At 36.1% G+C, this 18,725-nt stretch carries 15 protein-coding genes, 1 tRNA gene and 1 other RNA gene; 10 read left to right on the plus strand and 7 right to left on the minus strand.

Translation table 11 applies throughout. The features are described from left to right. The first annotated feature begins 9 nt into the window (after positions 1–9). The 7 genes from ABJH98_RS06130 to ABJH98_RS06160 all read left to right on the plus strand — a co-directional run bounded on the left by ABJH98_RS06130 (position 10) and on the right by ABJH98_RS06160 (position 5,002). Positions 10–1,083, plus strand: a complete 1,074-nt coding sequence (locus ABJH98_RS06130; protein ID WP_348306755.1) for an asparaginase — start codon at positions 10–12, stop codon at positions 1,081–1,083. Positions 1,084–1,171: 88 nt separating this feature from the next. Further along, positions 1,172–1,259, plus strand: a tRNA-Ser gene (locus tag ABJH98_RS06135). Positions 1,260–1,331: 72 nt separating this feature from the next. Continuing rightward, a complete protein-coding gene (locus tag ABJH98_RS06140; RefSeq protein ID WP_348306756.1) occupies positions 1,332–2,186 on the plus strand; it encodes a MotA/TolQ/ExbB proton channel family protein in 855 nt (284 codons plus the stop codon). Between the two features lie 26 nt (positions 2,187–2,212). Further along, the gene (locus ABJH98_RS06145; RefSeq protein WP_348306757.1) at positions 2,213–2,536 is read left to right on the plus strand and encodes a hypothetical protein; all 324 of its coding nucleotides are present in this window, start codon (positions 2,213–2,215) and stop codon (positions 2,534–2,536) included. Positions 2,537–2,540: 4 nt separating this feature from the next. Further along, positions 2,541–3,182, plus strand: coding sequence for a biopolymer transporter ExbD (locus ABJH98_RS06150; protein WP_348306758.1), 642 nt, complete (start codon positions 2,541–2,543; stop codon positions 3,180–3,182). 1 nt (position 3,183) lies between these two features. Beyond that, entirely contained in the window at positions 3,184–3,642 is a 459-nt protein-coding gene (locus ABJH98_RS06155; RefSeq protein WP_348306759.1) for a biopolymer transporter ExbD, read from the plus strand. A gap of 58 nt (positions 3,643–3,700) precedes the next feature. Next, entirely contained in the window at positions 3,701–5,002 is a 1,302-nt protein-coding gene (locus tag ABJH98_RS06160) for an MFS transporter (protein WP_348306760.1), read from the plus strand. Here the strand turns inward: ABJH98_RS06160 and ABJH98_RS06165 are convergent. Then, positions 4,980–5,753 (minus strand): AMP nucleosidase, encoded by a 774-nt coding sequence (locus ABJH98_RS06165; protein WP_348306761.1) that lies wholly within the window; start codon positions 5,751–5,753, stop codon positions 4,980–4,982. The two genes, ABJH98_RS06160 and ABJH98_RS06165, sit on opposite strands and share 23 nt — an antisense overlap. A gap of 104 nt (positions 5,754–5,857) precedes the next feature. On the opposite strand from ABJH98_RS06165, the gene ABJH98_RS06170 reads away from it, so the two are divergent. Continuing rightward, on the plus strand, positions 5,858–6,304 hold the full coding sequence (locus tag ABJH98_RS06170) for a type I restriction enzyme HsdR N-terminal domain-containing protein (protein ID WP_348306762.1): 447 nt from the start codon (positions 5,858–5,860) through the stop codon (positions 6,302–6,304). Here ABJH98_RS06170 and ald read toward each other — a convergent pair. Then, positions 6,301–7,413: an alanine dehydrogenase gene (gene ald, locus ABJH98_RS06175; protein WP_348306763.1), complete on the minus strand. Its 1,113-nt coding sequence runs from the start codon at positions 7,411–7,413 to the stop codon at positions 6,301–6,303. The two genes, ABJH98_RS06170 and ald, sit on opposite strands and share 4 nt — an antisense overlap. A 316-nt stretch (positions 7,414–7,729) precedes the next feature. Between ald and ABJH98_RS06180 the strand changes: the two genes are divergently transcribed. After that, the gene (locus ABJH98_RS06180) at positions 7,730–10,138 is read left to right on the plus strand and encodes a thiamine pyrophosphate-dependent enzyme (RefSeq protein ID WP_348306764.1); all 2,409 of its coding nucleotides are present in this window, start codon (positions 7,730–7,732) and stop codon (positions 10,136–10,138) included. A 4-nt stretch (positions 10,139–10,142) separates the two neighbouring features. On the opposite strand, the gene ABJH98_RS06185 is transcribed toward ABJH98_RS06180, so the two are convergent. Beyond that, positions 10,143–10,979 (minus strand): hypothetical protein, encoded by an 837-nt coding sequence (locus tag ABJH98_RS06185; protein ID WP_348306765.1) that lies wholly within the window; start codon positions 10,977–10,979, stop codon positions 10,143–10,145. A gap of 77 nt (positions 10,980–11,056) precedes the next feature. Between ABJH98_RS06185 and ABJH98_RS06190 the strand changes: the two genes are divergently transcribed. Next, entirely contained in the window at positions 11,057–12,061 is a 1,005-nt protein-coding gene (locus tag ABJH98_RS06190; RefSeq protein ID WP_348306766.1) for an acyl transferase, read from the plus strand. A 268-nt stretch (positions 12,062–12,329) separates the two neighbouring features. Here the strand turns inward: ABJH98_RS06190 and ABJH98_RS06195 are convergent, their stop codons facing one another. From ABJH98_RS06195 to ABJH98_RS06210, 4 genes are all read right to left on the minus strand, one after another. After that, positions 12,330–13,490: a sigma-54 dependent transcriptional regulator gene (locus tag ABJH98_RS06195; RefSeq protein ID WP_348306767.1), complete on the minus strand. Its 1,161-nt coding sequence runs from the start codon at positions 13,488–13,490 to the stop codon at positions 12,330–12,332. 10 nt (positions 13,491–13,500) lie between these two features. After that, positions 13,501–13,891: RNase P RNA component class A (gene rnpB / locus ABJH98_RS06200), an RNA gene on the minus strand. 44 nt (positions 13,892–13,935) lie between these two features. Further along, positions 13,936–14,322 carry a hypothetical protein gene (locus ABJH98_RS06205; RefSeq protein ID WP_348306768.1) on the minus strand — a complete coding sequence of 129 codons (387 nt, stop codon included), beginning with the start codon at positions 14,320–14,322 and terminating at the stop codon, positions 13,936–13,938. A gap of 74 nt (positions 14,323–14,396) precedes the next feature. Beyond that, positions 14,397–18,689, minus strand: coding sequence for a translocation/assembly module TamB domain-containing protein (locus ABJH98_RS06210; protein WP_348306769.1), 4,293 nt, complete (start codon positions 18,687–18,689; stop codon positions 14,397–14,399). Positions 18,690–18,725: the final 36 nt, after the last annotated feature.

Raw genomic sequence — 18,725 nt, forward strand, 5'->3', positions numbered from 1 at the left:
ACAACACGAATGACCCAAGTAAGTAAATTTAAAGTAGTCAACATTGCGACCAGTTCGGAAGATCCCAAATCTTCCATTCTCTTGATATATACGGGAGGTACATTTGGTATGGTGTATGACGAGGAGGGAGCCTTGGCGCCTTTCAATTTCAGTTTGGTACTGGAGAAAATCCCTGAATTACATAAGTTGGATTTGAAATTGACGGTTATTTCATTTCCTGAACCTGTTGATTCTTCAAATATCAATGTAGAACAATGGAAGGATATGGCTTCTATATTGAAAGAAAATTATCATCAGTACGACGGGTTTGTAATCTTGCATGGTACAGATACGATGGCTTATTCTGCTTCTGCCATTAGTTTTATGCTAAAAGGAGTAAACAAGCCCATTATTTTCACTGGAGCCCAAATTCCGATTGGAGCAACTCGATCAGACGCCAGAGAAAATTTGATTACGGCTTTAGAAATTGCTTCTGAGCGAAATGGTGATCATGCCATGGTTACCGAGGTGTGCTTATACTTTAATTATTATTTGCTAAAAGGAAATCGTGCCCAAAAAATTAGAAGTAGCAACTTTGCTGCTTTTGAATCAGAAAATTATCCTTACTTGGCAGAATCAGGAGTGGAAATAGTTTATAACGAATCCTTTCTCAAAAAATACAAAGATGAGGAGTTAACTTACAATTCTGATTTGGATCCTGATGTGGCTATTTTGAAGATTTTCCCAAATATTTCTCCTGCTGTAGTCAAGGGTATTTTAAGCATCCCTGGCTTAAAGGGTGTGATATTGGAATCATACGGATCAGGTAATACCATGAATTATGATTGGTTCAACAACTTACTTGAAGAAGCTATAAACAATGGGATTGTTATTTTAAATGTGTCGCAATGTATAGGTGGTAGTGTGATTCAGGGAAGATATGAAACAAGTAAAAAATTGACAGAGATTGGTGTGATTAGTGGGTTGGATATTACAACTGAGGCAGCTGTTGCTAAAATGATGCATTTGCTTGGAACAGAAAAGTCAGTTGAACAAGTCAAAAAGAAACTTAGTATTCCGATAAGGGGCGAAATGACCATTTAAATAACGTTGCCCAAATTAATATGGTACAATTTGCAAATAGTGTATTTTTATAATTTATTTGTCGCTTGGAGAAAACTAAAAAAGTTAGAGAGAGGTGGCCGAGTGGCTTAAGGTGCTCGCTTGGAAAGCGAGTGTGCCCCACAAGGGCACCGGGGGTTCGAATCCCTTCCTCTCTGCACTGAATTAGTATTTAGATTGAAAAAGAATAACTTTTAAACCTTTATTAAAGATTTACTAAAAATTAGACTATGAAAAGATTAGTAATTTTATTGATGTTGACTGGTGTGTTTACAATGAGCACCCAAATAACAATGGCACAGGATGAAGTAGCTACAGAAGAAGTAGCATCTGACTCTACAGAGATGATGGCTGAAGGCGATAGCACAGCAATGGAAGAGGAGTATCCGGAAGAAGAGTATGCTGAAGAAGAGGTAGCAGCAGCTGATTACGAAGAAGTAGCAGTTGAAGAGCCTGGTTTTCATCAAATCGTAAAAGATCAGTTTATCCAAGGTGGATGGCAGTTCATGGGCATCGTTTTGTTATGTCTAATTTTAGGATTGGCTGTAGCCATTGAAAGAATTATCACTTTGAACTTAGCTACTACTAACACTAAGAAATTGTTGGAGCAAGTAGAAGGTGCTTTGAACTCAGGTGGAGTTGAAGCTGCAAAGGATGTATGTAGAAATACACAAGGACCTGTTGCTTCAATCTTTGTACAAGGATTGATGAGAATGTCTGAAGGTGTTGAAATGGTTGAAAAATCAATCATCGCTTATGGTTCTGTAGAAATGGGTAAGTTAGAAAAAGGAATGGTTTGGATTTCACTATTCATTTCTCTAGCTCCAATGTTGGGTTTCATGGGTACAGTAATTGGTATGATCGATGCATTTGATGCGATCGCTGAAGCTGGTGATGTATCTCCTGCCTTGGTTGCTGGTGGTATTAAAGTTGCACTTTTGACTACTGTTGGTGGTTTGATCGTTGCAGTTATACTACAGTTGTTTTACAACTACCTTGTTTCTAAAATTGATTCACTAGTTAACTCTATGGAGGATGCTTCTATTTCTTTAGTAGATATCTTGGTTAAGCATTCTGCTAAATAAGATTACTCACTTAAAAAGAAAAAGAAATGGATTCTATAGATATAGCATTATATGTGTCATACACATTGACGATCCTAGCTGGATTAGCTGCGATTGTCTTTCCAATAATAAATTCAGTAAGTGATCCAAAATCTTTAACTAAAGCAGGTGCAGGTGTAGCTGGTTTGGTTGTAATTTTTGGAATCTCTTATGCATTGTCTGGATCTGAAGTTACTGCATCTGCTCTTGAGCTAGGTGTAGACGAAGGTCTGTCTAAGTTCGTAGGAGGATTGTTGACTATGATGTACATTTTGATCATAGGCGCTCTTGGCGGAATATTTTATACAGAAGTTTCAAAAGCAGTAAAATAAGATTATGGCGAAAGGTAAAAATAGACCCGCGGCCGAGGTAAACTCGGGTTCGATGGCAGATATTGCCTTTCTTTTGTTGATTTTCTTCTTGGTTACCACCACGATTGCGAACGACAAAGGGATAGCAATGCTTTTGCCTCCGAAGCCAGATCCTAACGAGCCGGAGACAGAAATCAAAATGAAGGACAAAAATATCTTTAAGATATTGGCGAATTCAAATGATCAATTGTTGGTTGAAGACGAACCAATGAAAGATGTAACTAAATTGAGGCCAATGGTTAAAGAATTTGTTTTGAATTTTGGTTCACCATCTGCGGATGGTAGACTGTTATACAATCAATTGCCAGCTACTCTGAGAAGAGAAGTGAATTCAAATGGAAGAAAAGTAGATTCTTCTGATGAACCTGGCAAAGCTGTTGTGTCATTTAAAGCGGATAGAGGTACGAGCTATGAATTATACATTCGAGTACTTGATGAAGTAAACGCCGCCTATAATGAGATATACGGTGAACGAGTTGGTATTTCGGCAGAAGAATTTTTGCAATTGGATAAGAAAGATCCAGAGCAAAAAGAAATGTATTTGAAAGCAAGAGCTGGTATTCCTAGAGCGATATCCATTGCAGAACCAAATAAAATAGGAGGTTGATATGGCGAAGTTTAAGAAAAGTTCAGGAACTACTCAGGAAATCCCAACGGCTGCATTGCCAGATATTATTTTCATGTTGTTGTTCTTCTTTATGGTAACTACCGTATTGAGAGAAACAACTATCATGGTAGAGCAGAAGCTTCCTAAGTCTACTCAGTTGAGTAAACTAGAGCGAAAATCGTTGGTGAGCTATGTATATATTGGTAAACCAAAAAGAACTGCAGTTTATGGCACAACGCCAAAAATTCAGGTCAATGATGTATTCATTGAAGTGAAAGATGTGGTTCGATTTGTAAACCAGGAGAAGGATAAATTAAGTGAAGTAGAAAGAGATCAGATTACTATGTCTATGAAAGTAGATATTGATGCCAAGATGGGTATCGTAACTGATGTTCAGCAGGAGTTCAAAGAAGCAAATGCTAGAAAACTGCTTTATAGTTCTTCTAAAAGAGTTGACTAATTACTAATCTTTAATAATATAAAAAGGTCTCGATTTATCGAGGCCTTTTTTTGTGGCTATGCAGCAGATAAAAAAAATCCAGCAAGCTTGGTGTATGTATGATTGGGCCAATTCAGCCTATCTTTTAGTCATCACGTCGACCATCTTTCCTATTTATTTTAATGGAGTAACCAGAAGTGCTTTTCAGTCAGAAACGGTACGTTTCTTTGGGCTCGAGATCACTAATTCTGTACTCTATTCATATGCTGTTGCTTCGGCTTTTTTAATTGTAGCCATTATATCGCCATGGCTTTCAGGAATGGCTGATTACGGTGGAAAGAAAAAGTTCTTTTTGAAGTTTTTTACATATTTGGGTTCTGCCGCGACTGCAGGTTTATTTTGGTTCAGAGGTGAAAATGTAGAGTATGGGATTGTTTGTTCGGTTTTAGCCGGGGTAGGCTATTCAGGTAGTTTGGTATTTTACAATTCCTACTTACCAGAGATTACCACAGCATCAAACTATGACAAGCTCAGTGCACGAGGATATGCTTATGGTTACATCGGAAGTGTTCTGCTACTATTGGTGAGCTTTGCTTTAATTACCTTTCACAAAGACTTAGGTTTTGAAGTCGAAACGGCTGCTGTTCGATTGTCGTTCTTATTAGTTGGTTTTTGGTGGTTTGGATTTGCTCAATACAGCTTTTACTTTTTGCCTGACAATAAGGATAGAAAGAAGAAGGATGAAAAGTTATTCTATAAGGGAGTGAATGAATTAAAAATTGTTTTTCAATCTTTAAAAAACCTGAAAATGATGAAAGCCTATCTATTGGCTTTCTTTTTTTATAGTGCAGGTGTACAAACGGTTATGCACCTAGCTGCCATTTTTGGAGAGAAAGAATTGAGATTAGAGGCGTCAAAGTTGATTGTCACGGTAACCATTATTCAAATTGTTGCTATTGGAGGAGCTTATCTATTTGCAGCTATTTCAAAACGATTCAATAATGGAATTTCAATACTTTTCATGTTGCTAATCTGGATAGGAGTGTGTGGTTATGCTTATGTATTACAGACTGAATATCAATTTTATGTCTTAGCCGTGATTGTGGGAATAGTAATGGGGGGCATACAGTCTATGTCCAGATCTACCTTTTCTAAACTGATTCCTGCTAATTCAATTGATAACACCTCTTACTTTAGTTTTTATGATGTGGTAGAGAAGCTATCTATTGTTATAGGTACTTTTTCTTTTGGGTTTATAGAGCAACTCACGGGATCAATGAGAAACAGCACCATAGCGCTGATGCTGTTTTTTGTGATTGGAGTAGGATTATTGCTTTATTCTAAAATCCATAAGACAACTAGTCAAACCTCATATGTTTGACAGAATCGCCTGAATTGTAAAGTTCTAGCAAGGCATCAATTCCGATCTGAATATGTTTATCAACAAAGTTACCAGTTACTTTTTTATCTGACGCATCAGTTTTTACACCTGCAGGAGTCATTGGGTTGTCAGATACTAATAATAATGCGCCTCTAGGAATTTCATTGATGAAGCCTACTGTAAATAGCGTAGCCGTTTCCATATCTATACCCATAGCTCGAATCTTTCTTAGGTATTTTTTGAATTTGCGATCGTGCTCCCATACTCTACGGTTTGTGGTGTAAACGGTACCCGTCCAATAGTCCATTTCGTGTTTTTTGATCATAGAAGAGACGGCTCGTTGCAATCTAAATGATGGTAGAGCAGGAATTTCTATAGGTAGGTAATCGTTGGAGGTACCTTCTCCTCTAATGGCAGCAATAGGTAATATCAAATCACCTAATTGTGTTTTTTTCTTAAGACCGCCACATTTTCCTAAAAACAATACGGCTTTTGGTTCAATAGCAGAAAGTAAATCCATTACAGTTGCTGCCATGGCACTCCCCATTCCGAAATTGATAATAGTAATGTTATTGGCTGTAGCCGACTGCATGGGTTTGTCAAGTCCTTGGACTTCTGTATTAAATTTTTCAGCAAATATTTCGACGTAATTGGCAAAATTGGTAAGTAGAATGTATTCTGCAAAGTCTTCTAATTCTACACCTGTGTACCTAGGGAGCCAGTTATCTACAATTTCTTTTTTGGTTTTCATATGGGTGAATGCTTTTATGATTTTTAGATGTGGAATAGTAACATCTAGGTTGAGATTAAAAGTAAACGAATTGTACTAATATTGAAAGTAAATAGTAAATAGTCATGGAGGAGTTGAATCTCCCCAGGTTTCAATTCAAAGTAAAAGAAACTGAAAGGGGAAGAGAAATATGGGATGAATTTAGAAAAAAGTATGTGGTATTGACACCAGAAGAATGGGTGCGTCAACATTTTTTAAAATTCCTCAATGATTATTTGAAGTATCCAAAATCATTGTTGAAAACAGAATTTGAAATAAAGTACAATAAACTCAAAAAAAGACCAGACATAGTCGCCTATGACCGTCAAGGCCAGCCATTGTTGGTAGTGGAGTGTAAAGCGCCAGCGGTGAAAATTTCGAATGACACTTTTCAACAAGCTGCTATTTATAATCAAACACTAAAAGCAAGGTATATAGTAATTACCAATGGAATGGATCATTTCTGCAGTGAGCAGAATTTAGAGACCGGAACTTTTCAATTAATTGAAAAAATTCCGGTCTATAACTCTTAGATAAAATTATCTAATGGGGTGTATGGAAGATCAAAAGCATCGGATACGGCTTTGTATACGACTTCGCCTTTAATGATGTTCAACCCTAATTTTAATTCATTATTCTCCTTGCAGGCAGTTTCCCATCCTTTGTTTGCCAGTTGAATAGCATAGGGAAGGGTTGCGTTGGTGAGTGCAAGCGTTGAAGTATAAGGTACAGCGCCTGGCATGTTAGCCACACTGTAGTGAACCACATCATCAATGATATAGGTAGGATCTTGATGAGTAGTAGGCTTAGTTGTTTCCATACATCCACCTTGATCTACAGCCACGTCAACCAGCACAGTGCCTGGTCTCATGTCTTTCAGCATGTCTCTGGTGATTAATTTTGGAGCTTTTGCACCTGGAATTAATACAGCACCTATAATCAAATCATGATCCTGGATCATTTCTCTGATGTTGTACTCGCTTGACATCAAGGTTTTAACATTGGCAGGCATGACATCGTCAAGATACCTTAGTCTAGGAAGACTCAAATCCAATATGGTAACATCTGCACCCATACCAGCGGCCATCTTGGCTGCTTCAGTACCGACTATTCCACCACCTAAAATCATCACTTTCGCAGGTCGAACGCCAGGTACGCCCCCTAAAAGGATTCCTCGTCCTTTCAATGGTTTTTCTAAATACTTAGCTCCTTGTTGAATGGACATTCTACCAGCGACTTCCGACATAGGAACCAATAATGGTAAAGATCTATCTGCCTTTTCCACAGTTTCATAAGCCAAACAAACAGCTTTGCTGTCGATCATCGCTTTTGTCAAAGGCTCGTGTGAAGCAAAATGGAAATAAGTAAATACCAACTGATCCTCTTTGATCAATTTATATTCCGCTTCAATAGGCTCTTTTACTTTGATGATCATTTCGGCCTTGCCGTATACATCTTCAATAGTAGGTAGGAGCTCTGCGCCTACGCTTGTGTATTCTTCATCTGCAAAGCCACTACCTTCTCCAGCAGTTTTTTGCACAAATACTTGGTGTTCGTGTCTTTTCAGTTCTTTAACTCCTGAGGGTGTAAGAGCTACACGGTTTTCGTTGTTTTTAATTTCTTTGGGTACCCCGATAATCATGGCATAAATTGTTTAACTACAATAAAATATACGACAATAATTGTTACTAATAATTTACACAACCTAATCCAGATTCGGAAGATAATTTGACGTTCTGAATCAGTTGTAAAAATTTAAATTTTAAAAAACTAACATCATTAATGATTATATCTGAAAAATAAATAATAACCAAATAATATTCTGTTTAGTCTTTTTATTTTGTCTCAAATATAATATTATTTTGTAATCTTCATAAAAATATTTGAATGATGTGGTGTGTTTATTAAATTTGTAGGGTTGGATTCTTTTATAATCGTCCTAAAAATCTTATCTTGAAATGGTGAAAGTCTCAGAAAAAACTACCGAAATCATGTCCTCTAAAAAGGAAATTTTGAACGATTACAAGCTCGCAGTAGAAAGTAGGGAAGATAGTTATATCGGACGAAAGGAAGTTTTTATGGGTAAAGCCAAGTTTGGCATTTTCGGAGACGGAAAAGAGCTTCCGCAGATTGCCATGGCTAAAGTTTTTAAGGATGGAGATTTCCGATCGGGTTACTATCGTGATCAAACATTCATGATGGCGATCGGCCAAATGACATCGCAGCAGTTTTTTGCACAACTCTATGCCCATACCTCAGTGGAGGATGAGCCAGCTTCAGCTGGTAGAATGATGAATGGCCATTTTGGGACGAGGTCTATCGATGAAAATGGGGAATGGAAAGATCTGACTAAGATAAAAAATTCAAGTTCTGATATTTCAAATACAGGAGGCCAAATGCCTCGTTTGCTAGGATTAGCGTATGCATCCAAATTATATCGTAATAATCCAACACTAAAAAAATTCAAGCAATTTTCTATCAATGGAAATGAAGTTGCTTTTGGAACGATAGGCAATGCTTCAACGTCTGAAGGTCACTTTTTTGAGGCTATGAATGCTGCAGGCGTGTTGCAAGTACCTATGGTGATGGCTGTTTGGGATGATGAGTATGGTATCTCAGTACCAAAAGAATATCACACTACGAAAGGAAGTATTTCTAAGGTTTTAGCTGGATTGCAGCGAACTGCCAAAGAAAAGGGATTTGAAATCCTGAAGACCAGAGGGTGGGACTATATCGACCTTTGCAAAACATTCCAAAAGGCTGAAAAAATTGCTCGTAATGAGCATGTGCCTGTGCTTGTACATGTAGAGGAGGTTACTCAACCACAAGGTCATTCTACTTCAGGCTCGCATGAGAGATATAAATCAAAGGAACGTTTAGAATGGGAAGCGAAATTTGATTGTTTGAAAAAAATGCGAGAGTGGATATTGGATGAAAAACTGGCATCAGGAAAAGAACTTGACGCCATAGAAGAAGAGGCCAAACAAGCAGCAAAATCAGCAAGAATGGAAGCTTGGAGGGCATATACAGCAGCTATTGATACTGATGTGGCCTCACTCATTGGAATGATAGAATCATTAGCTGAAAGAAGTGCTGAAAAAACAAAGTTATTGTCCATAGCTAAAAACATCAAAGAAGGTCTAAATATCAATAAGCTTGAATTGACCAAAGGGGCAAAGAAGACATTGAGATTAACCAGACAAGAGCCGTCTAGAAGTCGGGATATGTTGGTTCATTGGCTGAAGAAAAATAATGAGAAACGATTCGATGAATATTCTTCTCATTTGTATAGTCAGTCAAAACACTCGGCTTTGAATGTTGGAGAGTTACCTGCAAAATATTCTGATCAATCTACCATGGTGGATGGGAGAGAAGTATTACAAGCTTGTTTTGACGATGCATTAAATCGTAATCCATTGGTCTTTGCTTTAGGAGAAGATGTCGGTAAAATTGGAGATGTAAATCAAGGCTTTGCTGGGTTGCAGGAGAAGTACGGGGAAATAAGAGTTACTGATACGGGCATTCGAGAAACTACTATCATTGGTCAGGGAATTGGAGCTGCCTTGCGTGGACTTAGACCTATTGCTGAAATTCAATATTTGGATTATTTGTTGTATGCGGTACAAACATTATCCGACGATTTAGCAACACTACAATATAGAACTAAAGGAGGGCAAAAAGCACCTTTGATTATTCGATCAAGAGGTCATCGATTAGAAGGTGTTTGGCATTCGGGTTCTCCAATGGGTATGATAATAAATGCCCTACGAGGAATATTTGTGCTCGTGCCTAGAAACATGACACAGGCAGCTGGGATGTATAATACCTTACTAGCGTCAGATGATACAGCCTTGATGATTGAATGTCTAAATGGATATCGTCTCAAAGAAAGAATGCCTGATAATATTGGTGAATTCAAAGTGCCTTTGGGTATTCCAGAAATCCTTCGCAAAGGAAGTGATGTTACGATAGTTACTTATGGTTCGATGTGTAGAATCGTAATGGATGCAGCTAGTGAACTGGCCAATTACGGAATTGATGTTGAAGTGATTGATGTTCAGACTTTGTTGCCTTTCGATAGACATGAAAGCATTATCTCATCAATCAAGAAAACCAATCGATTGATAGTAGCTGATGAAGATGTGCCTGGGGGAGCTTCGGCTTTTATACTTGAAAAATTGGTAGTAGAGCAAGAGTGTTTTAGGTATTTAGATAGTCAGCCGGTAACTGTTGCGGCTAAGGAACACAGGCCGGCTTATGGTTCGGACGGAGATTACTATTCTAAGCCAAGTGTAGAAACCATATTTGATAAAGTATACGAAATGATGGGAGAGTCAGATCCTCAGCAATATCCAGATATTTACTAATAGATTATCTGATGAGTTGATCTAAGGTTATATCACCTGTTTCTGCAAAATTACTTTGCCGAAGACTTCGATCCATTATTCTGAATTTGATATTGAAAGTATCTTTTTTCAGTACAGTTCGAAACCCTGCGGATACCATACCATATTTAATTGTTCCTTCTAAGGATCCAGAATTAGATAAACTTTCGAAGTCAAGAATTGGGAATCGGCCATCAAATGAAAGACCACATCCGTATTCACTAGCTCGGTATCTCCAGTCAATTTCTTCATATTCATCAATGCCAGTTTTTCTGAAATATTTGACTTCAATATTGTTTCTGAATGGGTTCCTTTGGAGGAAGACGGTATCTTGTTCATAGACATTTGTATCAATATCATCGGGATCTGTGCCAGGAGGAAGATATCTTCTGTTTTCGTAGTCTATGTATAAAATTTCATAATTGATGCAATCATAACTAGGTCGAATATCTTCATCAAAAGTTATATTTATATCTTCTGCAGGGTCGTAAATAGTAATAGGAAGATTGACATCCGTTTGATCATAAGTGATCAATACACCATTAGCATCATAATAAAAATTGTAATCTTGATAGGGTGTCTGTATTTCATCTCCCTCCAAACCTAAATCTCCATTGCCATCTTCAAAATCAAAATATAGGATCAAGGAGTCTGGGTTGCCATTTTCAAGCAATTCAACATATTGAATATTGTTGAAATAAATTTGAGGTGTAATTGGATAGGGGTCAGGTTCTTGACAGGAAAAGATAAAACTAGAAAAGACAGCAAATAGTAAGAGCGTCTTTCCCGAAATTTTATTCCAATATTTAGTCAGTCCCTTCATTCAATAAAAATTACATTTGCTAAAATTACTGATATTAATACAATTGCCATCTTGCAATCCCTTACTATTTCTAACTTATGAAGCTTTTAAATAGTTTCAAAAAAAAGAGCACTAAAGTTTATAAAGATACTTATAATGCATTTGCACTTGACTTGTTTCATTACCAAGCTTGTCATTGCAATGTGTATCGCAATTATTTAGCGTATTTGGGAAGGGATCATAATGAAATAACGAGTATTTATGAAATTCCATATTTGCCAATTGATTTTTTTAAAACTCATTTGATTAAGACCGAAGATTGGAGAGAAGAGGAAGTTTATATGAGCAGTGGAACCACTTCTTCTATTCGCAGTCATCATTATATACAGGATTCCAGTTTTTATTTAAGCAATGCAAAATCCATTTTTGAAGGCCTTCGAGGCAAATTGACGAATCATGTTTTCTTTGCTTTGCTTCCTTCTTATCAAGAGCAAGGACAATCTTCTCTAGTGAAGATGGTGGATTTTTTCATTTCAAATAGTGATCAAGGTAATTTAGGAGGGTTTTATTTAAATAAAATTGAAGAACTCGTAGATGATTTGAAAATGGCTTTGGAACATGAAACCAAATCAATTGTTTTGTTTGGGGTTGGCTATGCATTATTAGATTTAATAGAAATTGTACAATCGAAAGGTGCAAGGTTAGATGGGCTTATTGTGATTGAAACAGGTGGAATGAAGGGAAAAAGAAAGGATTTGGTGAAAAGTGAGTTTTATTCCAAATTGAAAAATGGTTTAGGAGAAATAAAAGTTATTTCCGAATACGGAATGACGGAATTGCTTTCTCAAGCTTATTCTTTCAATGAGTATTCTTTTCAATTACCTAATCAGATGAAGGTATTGATTAGAGATGCTGAGGACCCGTTTTCTTATTTAACGGTAGGGGAGACAGGTGGAGTGAACGTTATAGATTTAGCAAATGTACACTCATGTGCATTTATTGAAACGAGAGATTTAGGTCGTTTGTCGAGTGAGAATGAGTTTGAAATTCTGGGAAGGTTAGATAATTCTGATATTAGGGGGTGCAATTTGTTGGTGGATTAATCGTTCATCGAATAACCACTCAAATATTTGATTGAAAATAGATATTTCACTTAAAGTGTAATATTTTTTATATATTTATATTCTAAAATTGAAGCAGGTAATTGATAATAACAAAAGATGAAAGTAAAGATACTTATAGTAGCCCTAGTAGTTTTTGCAATGAGTGCGTGCACCCAAAGAACGTGTCCTACTTATGCAAAAGGTGATTCTAGTTCAACAGAATTATCAAAATAATAAGAGGTAGAAAAAATATACTGTGCGGATTACACTATGGTGTATCCGCATATTTTTTTACATCTTCGGCGGTGATAGTGCCATCTGACATAATGATCAATCGCTCTACGACATTTCTGAGCTCTCTGATATTTCCAGTCCAATTGCCTTTTTTGAGCTGATCTATAGCTTTATCTTCTATAGCTTTTTTGCTAGTTCCATATTCATTGGAGATGTCATCAATAAATTTATCGACTAGCAATGGTATATCTTCACTACGATCTTTTAGTGAAGGCACTTTAATCAATATGACACTTAATCTGTGATATAAATCTTCCCTAAAACGTTTCTGATTGATCTCTTCTTTAAGATTTTTGTTTGTTGCAGCAAGCACTCTCACATTGACTTTGATTTCCTTTTCTCCGCCTACTCGTGTGATTTTATTTTCTTGCAAGGCTCTAAGTACTTTGGCCTGAGCGGAAAGACTCATATCACCTATTTCATCTAAAAAAATGGTACCATTATCAGCTTGTTCGAATTTACCAATTCGTTGTTTTACAGCTGAGGTAAAGGATCCTTTTTCATGTCCAAATAATTCACTCTCAATAAGTTCGGATGGAATTGCAGCACAGTTTACTTCAATGAGTGGCTTTTTGCTTCGGTTGCTTAGCTTGTGAATGGCATTAGCCACAAGCTCTTTTCCAGTTCCATTTTCTCCAGTGATTAAGACACGAGCTTCAGTGGAAGCTACTTTTTCTATCGTCTCTTTTACTTCTTGAATAGGTTTAGATTCTCCTACAATTTCAAGAGACTTAGCGACCTTTTTCTTCAATACTTTAGTTTCTTGAATAAGGTTGGACTTGTCTAAAGCATTTTTAATGGTGAGAAGTAAACGATTAAGATCTGGTGGTTTTTGAATAAAATCAAAGGCCCCTTTTTTAGTTGCGTCTACTGCTGTATCTATTGTGGCATGCGCTGATATCATAATAAACTGTGGGATGTGATCTAAATTCCTGGCATTTTCCAGTACTTCAATCCCATCCATTTCTGGCATTTTAACATCGCATAGTACAAGATCAAAATCTTCCTCTTTTAGTTTTTCTAAACCAATCTTTCCATTTTCTGCCTCGTCGATATGATACTTTTCGTACTCAAGAATTTCTCGTAGGGTATGACGAATGCTTTTCTCATCGTCAATAATTAATATTTTTGTCATATTATATAAATAAAAGTATAGGCCTATAAGCCGGGTTCTGTACCCCAAAAGGGTCCTTATCATTTATCTGGTTTTGATATTACTATCAAAATCTAACAATCTACCCATTCTGCATTCTGACAAAAGTCAGATCGAAGCGAGCCACTTCTTGCAGAACCTATTTGATCTTTCAACTCGTAAGGTTTACCATGCCTCTGATGTCACCATCAGAGCGGTGAGCTCTTACCTCACCATTTCACCCTTACCACTGACGAAAGTAAACTTTGTCAGGGTGGTTTGTTTTCTGTTGCACTTTCTCCTCCCGACTGATCGAGAGACTTCCAGTTAAGAAGTACGATGCTCTACGTTGCCCGGACTTTCCTTACTAACAATAGCGTCAGTACGATAAGGCAGCCTATGGTACAAAACTAATAAATATTGTAGTTGAGAAAATGAATGTGAGAAATTAAAAAATATCACGCCCTGTGATATTCATTTCCCATTTGTCAGCGAGATGGGCCACTTCTTGAATAGCACGTTTCAATAATTCGTTTGAAAATGTATCAGTAGGCGATCTTGATTCAACTTTCAAGAATCCATTTACAATTGTGAATTTACCAAATGTTGATTTGTGATTCTCTTCGAGTAGGTCTTTAAACCTAATATTATCTTCAGCTACACAGACTTTTGAAGAGATTGAAATTAGTTTGTTTTCATGATCTATTTCTCCTACTACAGCTTGTTGGCGATCCATTTCTAAAGGAACTACGATAACAGATCGCTGATCATCATACTCTGAAAAATTGCCTTTTATTTCTTCGGCGTAAGACTTCATGAAATTGTTCAATTCCATCAATTAGGGGTTTAGAATTCTCATCTAAATGTAAGCATAATAAAGGGTTAGTCGAAGTCTAAATTAAGAATATTTCAGATTTCCTTTTCACTCTCTTTGTCTTCTTCCAAGTTTTTGCGTTGGGATATATTTTTTTTCCTATTATCCGATAGAATTTGATTGAGATGATCAAAACTTTTAATGTATTGAAGGCTGAATCCAGTTTCGAAATTGCTTTCATCTTGTGTATTTAAATCATCTAGATCGGATCTACTGTACATTTTGACTCTAAACCTCCCATCATCTGTTAAAAGGTATTCTACTGTCCAGTCTCCAATTATGGAACTAACGTCTCCTTTGGTTTCTTGATTTGGTAAACTACCACCCCTGGTAACGCGTAATCTACCATCCAAAAATGTATATGACAATCTTAGTTGAAAAGTGTTGTAAGCATCGTCAGATAATCCTGCTAAATCAACATCTACTTCTAGGTTCTCGTCCACTTGTGTTGCCCAGTAGCTCAGCTGGTTAGAAACAAATTCACTTAAACTATTTCCAATCGTTTGGCTATTGACTTGAAAACTGTTTTCGGAAGAAAACCTCCTCAATATAATGAGACTGAATACTTGACGATTCATTTCTTGTTCATTGGTATTTAGATTGGCTTTGAATGCGCTGACCATTTCGTCAAGCGTGACAGAACTATTAGGAAGTTGATTATTGGGGGGGTAATCTTCAATGTTGATGTCAAAATTTATGGTTGGAGAAAGTAAATTTCCCTTGAGTTTAAGGTCTACAATTGAAGGGTATTTTTTTCTTGTTTCGGGAGAGTTTATATCTTCTGGGTCTAAAAATTTAGTCATAAGAGGAGCCAGTGAAGTTAATTGGCGATAAGATGCCGATATACCTAAATTGGCACCATACGGATCGCCATACCAGGAAATGGTACTGCCTTTTTTAATTTCAAATTCCTTGTTGATGATATTGTATAATGTAAAATTGTATCCTCCACTTTCTATGGTGTAATCGCCAAACATGGTGAAATCTCCGTCTGTATTTATTTGTAATTCTATATTTCCTGTGCCTCTACCTCTAATTATATCTCCAGCTTGGACATCAAAAATCAATTCTACATATGCATCTGGAGTAAATTCAAGATTGAAGTCAAGTTCTAATCCCTTAATTTTTAATTTCTCTTGAGTATGAACTTCTTCAATTAATTTCTGAATGTTTTGATTGTCCTTAAGGTCGACAAATTCAATATACTCTTTTTGTTCGATTTTCGAATTGGTGCTTTCACCAAGTGGAATAGAAAGTCTGGTGCCTTTATTAGTTTGTGCTTCAGCTGAGATTTGAATATTGTCTATTGCACCAAGGAAATTTATATTTCCTGTTCCATAGGCTACTCCGTAATAGGCTGAATTGTCTGCTGCTGTAGTATTGAGTAATTTGAAATTTTCGAATTCTCCTTGAAAATCAAGAACAATATTTTTGAAACCGTCGTGAAAAACGCCTCCTGTCAAATGTGCAATATTGTGCTCACTATCTTCTAAAACCAGTTTTCTAGTACTGATTTCGTTTTCATCAAAGAACAAATTGCCATTGAATTTGTATCTGGTATTAAGATAATTCACTAGTAGCTTTCCGTTAGTCACGGCACCAGTGCCTTTAAGAATTGGATATTTTGGAGTTCCTTTGATGCTAAATTGCCCAGAAGCTATACCTCCAATTTCTGTAAAATTTTTCTTTAAGAAGGGCTCGGCAATTTTCAAATTAGCACTATCAAATCGCGCGTGTAGATCGAGTTGGTCTTTTTCTTTTTTTGGGTAATAAAGGCCTTTAATTTCAATTTTCTTTTTCTCATTTTGAATAAGATCTAGGTTTAGAGCTAGTCGTTCCTTCTCACTTTCCCAAGTTGAAATTCCAAAAACATTTCCTATTAAAAAACCATCAATTTTTAATGCACGTGCAATTAAGTTTCCTTCTATCAAATCATTTTCTTCTTGCCTTTTTATTTTAATGCGTCCATCCACTGCGCCTTCTATATTGTTTGATACAAAGGATTGAATGTTTTGGATGTTAAATTCTTTCAGGTCTATGTAAAGGGATTTAGAGGGCGACTTAGAATACATGCCAGATATTTCTAATTTTTCTATTCCATTAGATGCTTTGACTGCATTAAAGCTCCACTCTCCATCCTTATGGGTTATTTTATTTGATCTGTCCCAGAACCATTCTTTCCCTAAAATTTTAATATCTGAATTTTGAAAATGCAATTGAGTAGAATCTGTAAAAAATTGCACCGAAGATTCAATAGCTATATGATTTGAGAATTCAGGCTGCTCAATATTTAGTGAAACCGACATGCTATCATCATTCCAGACAATGTCAGTAAAAACATTTTCTGTTTGATATTTATTTGACCAGTCTTGCTGGTTAGATGCAGCGTATACAGATGCAGTTGTACTTCTGTCAAAATAACCTTTGGAAATATTTACATCAAGGTAATTTTTTGATAACGTAATGTTTGAAAACTCCAAAGAGTCAATGGCTCCATATAAGTTAAGTCTTGAGATGCTATCTTGAAGAAATGACCCATGCAGTTTAACTTCTTTTGAAATGTTAAACTCAGGATAGAAAGGCTTTATAAACTTGTTGAGATCCCACAAATTAACATCAATTTTTACATTATATTTTTCTAGTTGAGCATTGCTTTTGATTGCGTAATAAGCACTTAAATCTTCTTCGTTATTATTCAAATTAAGTTTTACCTCTTTATAAAATTCTTGAATAGTTCTTATAAATACACTGTTTCTAAACTCGCCATTCATTTGACCAGTGAGACCATCCGTTTCAAAATGTATGATCCGAGTAGAGCCTATGAGTGACGATAAAAATTTGAGAGAATCAATTTTTAATGATTTCCCTTCATAGACAATATGATTGTCATATAGATTGATATATCCCACTAAATCGTCGATTTTGAGACCTTTCATATCTAAATCTATTCTTGATGAAAAATTAATTTCTTTTTCGGAAATCCCTAGAGGCTTCAAGTTGATAGTATCAAGTTTTGCTTTTATATTGACCTTGTTCTTTTGATCTTTAATGTCAATGTTGACTTTGCCTTTGAAGTTCAAATTGGGGTCATTTACTGCCAATACACCATCAAAAAAACCTAATCTGAAATGTCCATTTGTTGAGAGGTTTCGGTAAGTGTAATTTTCAATAAGTAAAGAATCTACTTGTGCGTCGAGTTTGAAATTGGCATTGTTTTCATTTAATCCACTGCCATTAATTTTACCACTGAGAGTGATTTGCTTAATCTTATCCTGCTTTTGCAAGATACTCCTCAAATCAAATTTTTGAAGTTCTAACGATCCAGTGTACCAAGCTTTGCCACCTTCTTTTATTTTGAAATTAAGATCCGTTTTGACTCGACCGACTGAAGAATTTAATTGGCCATCAGCAACAAAATCTGAAAGGAAACCCATGTACTTGCCTTGAAATTTCATAATTCCTATACTTGTGATTTGCTCCTCAAATTTCGGACTCGTAAAGTCCAATATATCGTAAGGGTTGATTGTGGAATTTTTCAATTCAAGATTGATAAACGTCTCCGACAAATTAGGCAATCCATTTAAGTTAACATTTCCTACAAGATAGCTTCCCCCTTTGGACTCAATATAAAAATCAGAGAAATTCAGCCTGTTTATACTTCCTGATAACTGACCGTTGAATGATACAGTTTTATTGATGTTTTTTAATGATTGACTGAATAGTGAAAGATCATCGAAGCTAATGGTTGAGCCTCTAAAATTGGCAAAAAATGAAACACTATCAACAAAATATTTGAAGTTAGAAGGGGAGTCATATTTAAATACGATTGAATCTTTAATGCTGCTTTGGTTCGTATTCAGTTCTAGTTTTGAAAATGTCATTTGCTCCTTTGTAAAGGAGAAGTCCGTTACAAACTTCTTAATATGTAACTGTTGGTCTGGGTCTATAGATGAAAAGTAATTGATCTTCATTCCTAAACTGTCATCTACAAAACCAAAATATGACACCTGAGATTGGATGGAATCATACACAAAATGGTGATAATCTTTTCCTTCTGTAATAGGGTCAAACCTCAAGTCATTATATGAAAAAACACCGTCCTTAACTTTGACTTCATCTATAAAGAGTGCGGTTTTTTTCTCTTTGGATTTTTGATTTTTCTTAAAAATGTCCTTCAGGTCCGTGATGAATCTGGAAATATTAATCTCAGTCGAATCGTTTTCCTTTATGATATGAATGTAGGGTCTTTCTAATTCAAGTTTATCGGCATTGAGTTTCCTGTTGACCAAAAAATCATAAAGCTTAAAATCTACTTTTATGTTTTTCACGAAAATTAATGTGCTATCATTTTGGTGATCATAAAG

This window comes from Reichenbachiella sp. (genome assembly GCF_039969095.1).
GTDB lineage: Bacteria > Bacteroidota > Bacteroidia > Cytophagales > Cyclobacteriaceae > Reichenbachiella.

Bases quoted from the DNA above. Each gene is read 5' to 3' on its own strand.
- ABJH98_RS06130 (WP_348306755.1), top strand. From the start codon at position 10: ATGACCCAAGTAAGTAAATTTAAAGTAGTCAACATTGCGACCAGTTCG.
- ABJH98_RS06140 (WP_348306756.1), top strand. From the start codon at position 1,332: ATGAAAAGATTAGTAATTTTATTGATGTTGACTGGTGTGTTTACAATG.
- ABJH98_RS06145 (WP_348306757.1), top strand. From the start codon at position 2,213: ATGGATTCTATAGATATAGCATTATATGTGTCATACACATTGACGATC.
- ABJH98_RS06150 (WP_348306758.1), top strand. From the start codon at position 2,541: ATGGCGAAAGGTAAAAATAGACCCGCGGCCGAGGTAAACTCGGGTTCG.
- ABJH98_RS06155 (WP_348306759.1), top strand. From the start codon at position 3,184: ATGGCGAAGTTTAAGAAAAGTTCAGGAACTACTCAGGAAATCCCAACG.
- ABJH98_RS06160 (WP_348306760.1), top strand. From the start codon at position 3,701: ATGCAGCAGATAAAAAAAATCCAGCAAGCTTGGTGTATGTATGATTGG.
- ABJH98_RS06165 (WP_348306761.1), bottom strand. From the start codon at position 5,753: ATGAAAACCAAAAAAGAAATTGTAGATAACTGGCTCCCTAGGTACACA.
- ABJH98_RS06170 (WP_348306762.1), top strand. From the start codon at position 5,858: ATGGAGGAGTTGAATCTCCCCAGGTTTCAATTCAAAGTAAAAGAAACT.
- ald (WP_348306763.1), bottom strand. From the start codon at position 7,413: ATGATTATCGGGGTACCCAAAGAAATTAAAAACAACGAAAACCGTGTA.
- ABJH98_RS06180 (WP_348306764.1), top strand. From the start codon at position 7,730: ATGGTGAAAGTCTCAGAAAAAACTACCGAAATCATGTCCTCTAAAAAG.
- ABJH98_RS06185 (WP_348306765.1), bottom strand. From the start codon at position 10,979: ATGAAGGGACTGACTAAATATTGGAATAAAATTTCGGGAAAGACGCTC.
- ABJH98_RS06190 (WP_348306766.1), top strand. From the start codon at position 11,057: ATGAAGCTTTTAAATAGTTTCAAAAAAAAGAGCACTAAAGTTTATAAA.
- ABJH98_RS06195 (WP_348306767.1), bottom strand. From the start codon at position 13,490: ATGACAAAAATATTAATTATTGACGATGAGAAAAGCATTCGTCATACC.
- ABJH98_RS06205 (WP_348306768.1), bottom strand. From the start codon at position 14,322: ATGGAATTGAACAATTTCATGAAGTCTTACGCCGAAGAAATAAAAGGC.